This is a genomic window from Rhodopirellula sp. UBA1907 (assembly GCF_002337565.1).
Lineage (GTDB): Bacteria > Planctomycetota > Planctomycetia > Pirellulales > Pirellulaceae > Rhodopirellula > Rhodopirellula europaea.
On the sequence record NZ_DDGH01000106.1, the window covers coordinates 69,276 to 77,891 of the forward strand.

4 protein-coding genes and 1 pseudogene are annotated in these 8,616 nt (G+C 54.7%); 1 reads left to right on the plus strand and 4 read right to left on the minus strand.

Going from position 1 to position 8,616, the window contains the following annotated elements:
• Window positions 1–718, minus strand: a 718-nt coding sequence (locus B2R17_RS26615; protein WP_286766377.1) for a DUF6666 family protein, incomplete at its 3' end; no start/stop codon positions are given.
• 468 nt (window positions 719–1,186) lie between these two features.
• The gene (locus B2R17_RS26620) at window positions 1,187–2,353 is read right to left on the minus strand and encodes a hypothetical protein (RefSeq protein WP_286766378.1); all 1,167 of its coding nucleotides are present in this window, start codon (window positions 2,351–2,353) and stop codon (window positions 1,187–1,189) included.
• A 627-nt stretch (window positions 2,354–2,980) separates the two neighbouring features.
• Here B2R17_RS26620 and B2R17_RS26625 point away from each other — a divergent pair.
• Window positions 2,981–4,393, plus strand: a complete 1,413-nt coding sequence (locus B2R17_RS26625; RefSeq protein ID WP_286766379.1) for a hypothetical protein — start codon at window positions 2,981–2,983, stop codon at window positions 4,391–4,393.
• Between the two features lie 64 nt (window positions 4,394–4,457).
• Here B2R17_RS26625 and B2R17_RS26630 read toward each other — a convergent pair whose 3' ends face one another.
• Window positions 4,458–5,708: a prenyltransferase/squalene oxidase repeat-containing protein gene (locus tag B2R17_RS26630; protein WP_286766380.1), complete on the minus strand. Its 1,251-nt coding sequence runs from the start codon at window positions 5,706–5,708 to the stop codon at window positions 4,458–4,460.
• A 2-nt stretch (window positions 5,709–5,710) separates the two neighbouring features.
• Window positions 5,711–8,616 (minus strand): annotated as a pseudogene (locus B2R17_RS26635) (hypothetical protein); the annotation flags it as partial.

Below are 8,616 nucleotides of genomic sequence, written 5' to 3' on the forward strand. Positions count from 1 at the left end.
CACCAGTCTCGAAGAAGTGTCGCAGAAATAGCGATCCTTGATTGGTCGTCCTCAGCGTGACCGGATTTCCGTTGAAAGTGGCCTCGTCGTCAAAAGCACGAAAACGGCCGGTCAAGCCAATTTGGGTTTGAGAGGTCACGTCATAGGATACTCGACCGCGATATTGGGCCAGCGACGTTTGGTCAAAACCGTCCTGGTATTGATAGTCCATGACGGCACCGATTGCCCAGTGATCCGTGCGGCGGAACAAACCGAGTGTCGTGTAGCTTTGAAAACGAGTTGTGTCCTCGCCGAGCAATTCAAAGACACGTACTGCATTGTCAGTCCATGTCACCGCTGAACCGAATTGATAACCAACCCCATATTCTTCGAAGAGCGGTGCTGCGTACTGACCTCGCAATCGCACCCCGATGTCAGCGTTGACGCCATAGTCTTGTGGTTGTTTTGACCCATCAATCGCGGCGAGAAATGACAATTGTTCCAGCGGGTGTCGATAGCAGGTCGCACCCTGCTCTGAACTGAAGTGTTTTTCGCAATGCTGACCGAAGTCGCTGTGGACGACTGGTTCGACGAGCCCAATCTGTCCGATTGGTTCCCACTCGAAAAGATGCGCATGATCCTGGAACTGTTGCGAATCCGACTCGGCGGTCTCGTCTGCGTGAAGAGACGCTGCCTGAATGAATAGCAAGAGAACGATGGCCGTTGCCGGATGTTTCATCCACTTCAGTGATTGGAGCGTAACAGTCGCGTTATCAATCATTTCACTCGCCTTCACCGATGCCCGGGTCATCCATTACGACAGCCATCGCCAACGATAGCGTTGTTCCGCTGCCCCGCTTGTCGATCCGATCGTGTTCAAACAATCGTTTCTTGCAGTTGGAACTGGCGTAAGGGTGGTATCGGCAAGTTCGATTTAAATTGGTTTGACGAGCGTTACGATTTATTGGATTGATCAGGGACGGCTACGATGCAATTCACACAATCCTGACAGATTGCCACATGAGACCGGCCGAACCCTCTCACGTTCCGAATCGCATCAACGTGCACGCGATTGCTCGCGGAATAAACATGTCCTCCAAACCATTTGGAACCAAATGGCATTTTCTCGAGCATTGCTTTGGGAAAATGCTGAGTGTTCCGGGCCGCGCTGGCGAAACAGGTGGTTGTCCAGCCGAGGAGGCTTTCTTCAGTAGCGGAAAATGGCGGCCATCGGCTGCTTAGAAGAGTTGCCTTGGAGGCGACGGACCGTTCCGCCTGACTTCAAGGTGAGCCGGACGGCGGTGTTGACCAGGTCGTTTCCGTCTTCGTCCAACGAAACCTGGTGATTGGTTTCATCGCAACAGCCGACGATTGGCTGATCTTGTCCTAGCAACAATGTGTCCACACGGCCTTCGACGGCCGCAAGAACAACTTGCTTCCAATCATCAGATCCTTGTTTGTCCGCGATGGCGGAACCCAATCTTTCTGAGATCACATCATCGTTGTGTTGATTGTGTTCTTTGGCGAACGCGGTGATGCGAGCTTTCAATTGAGAATCACTCAGCCCGTCAGGACTGACGTGGATGCACTGAGTCAACTCGACGGCTTCAGCGGCGGCATCGAAATGTCCCGCGACTTCTTCGGTCGCAACGGCAACGAGTTGTTGATCGGTGTTGTAAAGACGCTTTGCAACATATTCGCCAACCCGCGAAAGGTAGGCTCTGCGATCGGCCTCAATCTTATCCTCGCCATTTCCGTGGCCGTGGTACATCACGGTTTCTGATCCTCCGCCACCGAGTGTTTCGTGTGACGAATATTGCAACTGCTTCTCAGGATCTCTCGCGGTGACGAGTTCGTCCATCGTTAGTGGAAAGATGTCGTCTTCAATTTCCAACGTCGTATGACCATCCGAGCGGAACAAACGAGCTCGCTCCCAAGACAGAGCCAACGTCATCAGGTTCGTTTCACCACAGGCGACACTTGCGATGGGCCGGAGATTGAACTCCGAACTGACTGAAACGGTCTCGCCGGGATCATGGCTCAGGAGAACGCGTTCTTCGAATCCTTCGCTGACGTAGATCGCCAAACCAGCGGTTTGGTTTTGCCAGAAAGTCGAGTCATGCTCGAGCTTCGCGAGTTCCTCCAGTTGTGGAAGAAGCGGACTGTCTTTCTTCTTCAGTTCGCCAATCGCTTGATGCACCAAGTTCTTAAATCGGATGGGATTTTGATTGGTGTCACGGCCGGCCTGATAGGTGCCCATCAAAATGGAAACGCAGTCGCCTTTCTCATGAGTCAACAGTTCAGTCAATTGTGTCTTGGTTGGAAACGCGATCACGGTCGATGTCCTCTCTGAATTGGCAATGAAGTGGCTCAATCGTCTGTCGGTGAAGACCGCAAATAGGGTGCCGATGAACGACGCGAAGCGTTCGGCAGGAGAAAGGCGTGACGACGAAATTTCCCCATGGGCTATTTTCCGTCAGTGGCAAGCTGTCTTGATGCCCAATCGCACTGATGTCGAAGCGCATCGACGTTATTTTGTGATTGGCGATACGCATGTCGCTCCACGCCCAAGGCGGATTTGTGTCGAGAGCGGACAGCGTGGTTGATTCGCGGCCGGCTCGAGTTTTCTCGCTGGCAGGTGACTGTTCGGATGTTCTTGATCGATCGACGAGTTCATAAGGAACGGGTGAACAACAAGCGACATAGCGGAAGGACGTGAGCCCTCCGGTTCCTCGCCGGGCGGCTTGCGCCGCACCGCTAACATCGTCATTTGTTGTTTATGCCTTCCTATGCAGTCCCAGGTTCCTGGCACGCTTCGTGCATGTCTACGACGAGCTCGTTTTGAGCTTCCTCACCAAACCACTCTCCGTTTGGCTTACGATGCAACAACGCACGGGCAGAGTGCGTTGTGTCGATCGCCGTGGCAGGTTGGGTCGATTGGTGAAAGCCGGACTTCAGTCACACCTCAACGCTCGCACCAATCAAACAGAGGACTCATCAAATGTCACGCCTATCTCCAACGCATCAAATTCCCGCCGGTGACCTGCTTACTCATTCCGTGGGTGAATTCACGGCCACCTCGGGTCTGAGAAGCCGCCGCCGTTGGCGACGCTCGGTTTTGGCGGCAATGCTCTTGGCTGGTGTGACGACAACAGCGACCAACGTATCCGCCCAAGATTCGCGAATCGCCGAGCCTGCCAATGCCTTGCGACAAGTGGCGGGGAATGAACAGGACGATCCCAACCGGATCAGTGATTGGGGCTTGGCCGGCGTGATTTGGAGTGACGCGAGCTTGGTTCGCAAACTTGCCTCCGAGTCCGTTCAACGCACGAAGGACCCAAAACAGGTTGCTGAGTTTGAGCGATTGGTTCGGCAGTCGACGGAAGTGATCGAGTCCCTGGAATCGTTTGGCTGGAAACTGCGTCGACAACAAGCCGAACAGTCCGGCAATCCAGTGACTGAACAATCGCAAGTCAGTTCCGAACGAATGCGAGCGGAATCGCAACCGCAATCTTCTGAGCGTCAAACGGAAGAGCCGTTGCCCGATCCAAAGGAAGTCGGTGAAAAGCTCGCCGAAGAATTGCGGCAAACTCGTCCACCCAAGGCGTCCGCAACCGAAAGCGACGATCGATCAAATGAATCTCCGGAAGGCGAACTGGCCGCTCAAGCAAATGGATTGAAACGATTCGATACTGAGACTCCCGCGGGCGTGGATGATCCAGGCATCGATGATGAATGGACTGCCGCCCGCACTCCGATCGATGTCGATAACTACCGCGTGGATGACTACATCGATGAGACGCCTGCGGAAGAAGCCAACATGGCCGATGCCGTGGAAGACGGAGTGGAAGGTGCCATTGCTTCCGCTGCAGGGCGACTCGGCACCGGGCGTGACATGGGGGCCCGAATCAGTGAACGCGAAATCCAGACGTTGTCGGCAACGCTGCCCTATTCGGATGATTCTATCTACGACGCCGATGACTACGATCCAGACCGAGACTACCGAGTCGACAATCCATTGGCAGCTGTACCCGGCGCCGAAACGGGCGCCGACCTCGGGGATCGCGACGATGACATCAGTCGACGTGCCGATCCGAAGGTGATCGACGGAGAAGATGAAATGATCGCTGAGTTGGCTACTCCGGAATTACAGCGAAAGACGCCCGCAATGCAGCGTCGTTCAAACTACCAAAGGTTCACAACGGAAGAAGCCGTTCAGGAACGCGATGCACAATGGGTCCAGTTTCAACTGGATTCGAACGAGTTGGTGCTGACGCGTCACACGACGCTCGAAAATCTGCAGCAACGAACCAACGACGCGGTGATGAAGCTGAAGTCGGACGCCAGCGTCGCCTGGGACACCACCGAAAATGAACAGCTCAAACGCGTGCTGAAGGCAATCAGCAAGTTCTAAAATTTGATCCCTATCTGGACGAAGCCTTGCTGGATCGTTGCGGTCCGCGTCGCGAGCCGGTTTGCTACCGTTGATAGATCGGTAGCAAGCCGTAGGCGGGAGTCAAAGCCAGGATCGCGAGTGAGGTGCTGTAGGTTGAACCGAATTGTTGTTCGTTCGACCCGCCTGGTGGCCAGGCACCACTTTCAGTTTGCTCCTTCAACAGCCCTGCCGCAATCTGCGGGAACATTTGGTCCCAGGTGTCGCCGCCGACCTGCGCCATCGCTTGGCTGCTGTAATAAGTCGCGAGGTAGTAGTAGTTGTTCTGCCAAGGGCTAGGATAGTTTCTCGTCCGAAACCAACGCACCGAGACCGGAATGCTCGCGTGGTCTTGTCGACCACCCAAGATCAACGTGAGTGTCGCAGAAGCCGTATTCGCGAGAGTGATCTGTGGCTTGTCCTGCGAGGCATGAGGCCGATAACGAAAGACGCCTTTCTCATGTGAACCAACATCGGGTTCGTAGCACAATTCAACAAAGTTCAGGCCTTCGTCAAAGTATTGTTTGGGCACGTTGAATTCCGCGTTGCGGGCCGACCGCAAGAACATCAGCGCCCATCCGGTGACGGACATGTCGGACGCCGCATCAGGACTCTCTGGGTACCCGTATCGCCACCCGCCGTGATCCGATTCTTTTCCCTTGATGCGTGATTGAACTTCACGATGAAACACCAGTGCGCGGTGCAAGGCTTCTTCAATCCGCTGAGACCGTTCGCCGGAACCCATTCCGTAAACCTCGCCCAACATCAACCCAGCGATGGAATGGTTGTAGATCACCGTTTGGGACGGTTTCAGGTGTCCGACCGGAGGTAGCACCGGTTGAAGCGAGAAATAGCCGCGACGACGTTGGGTGCTGAGGACGAAGTCGATCGCTCGTGAAATTTGCGAGCCGTAGGGACCTTTGTCTGGCAAGTGCCCGCGGGATAGGAACGCCATGATCGCCAACGAAGTGACGGCCGGTTGTGCAACTTCTTCACTTGGGAATCGACCGTCTTCCGCTTGTTGGCTGGCCAGCCACTTCAGTCCGTCATCAACGGATGATTCTACCCGGGCCCATTCGCTCGCCGGCAACGCAGCACTCAGGTTGGCCGAGGTGGCAATCACCGGCGCGGAATCTTGTGCGGTGGCGGGAACGGCGACGCATGCGAACACGGCGGCCAGTGCGGTTTGCAATGCAACGAACCTGCGTCGATTCAAGTGTTTTGTCAGCGAAGGCAATCGGCCTTCCTCACGCGTTGTCTTGTCTGCGTATGGGGCAGGTGTGTTTTGATTTCTCATGCTCAGCCCTCATCGATCGTTGACATCAACTCGCGGAGTTGATCTTGGTATTGTTCAATCGCTTTGCGGTAGGCTTCCGGTGGGCGGTTGCCTTGAACCTGCCAAAGACCATCGTCGAGAGTCGACAGCAGACGGTTCCATTGCTGGTCCGCAATGAATTCACCATTGGCGATCGCTTGCATCAGTTCCTTGGCCTCGTCGGCTTGCACGATTTGCTGCCAAGCCCGCTCGGCCGAGCCGTCACCATCTTGGTCCATCAGGCGTTTGATCTTCTCCGCCATTTCATCAAGCCGTTGTCGCTCGGCCGCTGATTGTTCACCGTCTTCTTTTTGCTTCTCGATATCCAGCAGCGTTTTCGCAAGCATCTCTTGCGCTCGTTTTGCCTGTTCGCGTTCTTCCTCTGACATCTCTTCTGATCGTTTGTCGCCACCTTTTGGCTTGCGGTTTTTGGGCTTTGGTTTTTGCATCTTCATCGCCTGTGCCGCTCGTCGGGCAGCCGCCATTTGAGATCCCTCGAGCGTTCCGCCGCTGGCGGATTCTTGCCATAACACGGTATCGGCCCGGATCCGAAGGTTGGTTCGCCGATTGGGAATGCCCAATTGCGATGCAATGTTGGGTTCGCGTTCGAGTCTTGCCAAGAATTCGTCGAGCGTTGGGTCCCGCAAGTCAGCGATGTTGGGATCTTGAGGATCGTACTCGTCCAAGTGCATGACCACGGATCGTCGAATCTTATCGAACAGTTCTTCCGCTTCGGTCAGTCGATCGGTTGCCAATTGTTGTTGTGCGTTGCCCGATTCTAAATCAACTTGGCCGGATCGAATGGATGCCGCGATTTGGTTGTAGGTGATTGTTTCCATCAATCGATGCAACGTGCGGATCATGTCCTTGATTTCACCGGGCAAATCAGAACCGACCGTGCGGAGGAATTCTGCGGTCAGATTCGGTTCCATGTCCAGCATCTCGACTCGCAGCAATTGAGTGGAGATCGCGAGGCGGTATTGTTCAGTCTGAACCAACCCGCCGTAGTTGTTGCTTTGAATGTTCCGATGAAGATCAGCCCACACATCGGCTTGGTCAGCAACGACGCGGGTTTCTTGGATGCGAGACTCGACATAGAGTGCCAACGCATCGTTGCCCTCGTTCTCAAACTGCAACCGGTCCAGATGTGAGAACAGTCGTTCGCATTGATCGATCAATGAGCGGGCGCCAGTTGTCGACTCATGGTCCTTCGCCTCTCCATTTGAATTGGCATCCAGTTCGTCCGCTTCGAACTGGATGTTTCTCGCAGTCGCGGAAATTTGCTTGGCTGTTCGAACCAGATTTGCCGCGGTTCCTGATTCAGCGTTGACTTCCAAAGGCAGCTGCTTCTGAACGCGTTCGGCCAGCTGCGCCGCGTCTTTGGCCAGATCTTCGGACGCACTCAATCGCAATTCGATGATGATCGTCCAAAGATCGGGGCGTTGCGATGGATCGATCTGCAGCCAGTTCATTGCTTCTTCGGTAAGGTCGTATTGTCGCTGCGAGAGGTCCGAAAGTTGGTTCCGGAGAGATTTCTGACGACGCTGCACCAATTCCATGTATCGCGATAGCAATCGCGGGTCGTCGCCCAACATTTCCGCAAACTCGTCCATCATGGCACGTCGCAGTTCGAGGACTTCCGCTAGGCGATCCAAGTAGGCTTGGTCGACTTCGACAATGCCCATCTTTCGATCCAGTGGGTTTCGGTTTTGTCGAGCTTCCCGCATCAACTGTCGTCGCTTTTCCAGGTAGACCTCATAGATGGTGACGGCCTCGTCCATCTCCTTTTTCAGTTTCTTCTCACGCTTGACTCGGTCAAAACGTTTCAGAAGTGCACCCAGCAATTCGCGAGCTCGAACGACGTGCTGCAGGCTCATCGTGGCGTCAGCGTTGTCAGAACTGGCACGCTGTGATCCCGCGAATGCTCGGTCGCGGGCGGGGGTGACGTGCGAGCGCGTGATGTCGACCATCTGCAAACCAACAAATGCATATTGGCTTTCCCGAGTTTGTTCTCTCAACTTGGCAACGAAGTCTTCGATGTTGCCGAGTCCTGAATCGAGACGGCGGAACTGTTCACTGCGATCGGAATCGGCGATCTTTCGGTCAACGAGCTTCCTCAAGCCTGTCTCAATTTCAGCAAGCATCTGATCAATCTCGACGACTGATTCCCGCATTTTGAGTTCGTCGCCCGGACGTTCTTCGGCCTCCGCGATCGCGGCAAGCTTTTCGGTGATCTTGAGCCTGCGTCGGTTGGTCGTGGCATTCTGGCCCTTCTGATTTCGTTGACGCCGGGGCGTCGCTTTGAGACTGACGGTCGACTTGTTGGGCTCCATCTTTTTAGGAGGAGTCTTTGCCTGAGGCTTTGAAGTGTTGGCAACTTTGGGTTGTGGTTTGGCCTTGGGCGAATCTGCCTGAACCATCTTCTTGGCGTCGGACTTTTTACCACCGGATTTGTTTGCACCAGGCGAATCTTTGGGGGGATTGCCCGATGGAGTGGTGGGGTTGCCTTGCGGGTTTGGTTTGGTCGCATTCGGTTGCGACTTCGGTGTCGCAGCGGCGATTGCATTGGGCACAGGTTTGGCGGAAGGCTCTGCGTCCGATGGTTCTGCTTTGATGTTTTGCGAGTTGTTGTCTGACTGAGCTGGCATGGACCGATCCGCCGTGTCCATGGGGGCGGGTTTGGAGTCACCTTCGGTTGTCAGATCGCCGATATCCTTGGACGACTCATCCTGGTTGGCTGGAGCCGTGTCAGCCAGCTTTAAGTCGGGGTTCGTGTCTTCGGTCGGTTTGGAGTCTGAAGGTTTGGAGTCTGAAGGTTTGGAGTCTGAAGGTTTGGAGTCTGAAGGTTTGGAGTCTGAAGGTTTGGAGTCGTTGGATTTGGTGTCGTTGG

Coding starts and splice junctions, on each gene's coding strand:
- B2R17_RS26630 (WP_286766380.1), bottom strand. CDS start 5,708: ATGAGAAATCAAAACACACCTGCCCCATACGCAGACAAGACAACGCGT.
- B2R17_RS26625 (WP_286766379.1), top strand. CDS start 2,981: ATGTCACGCCTATCTCCAACGCATCAAATTCCCGCCGGTGACCTGCTT.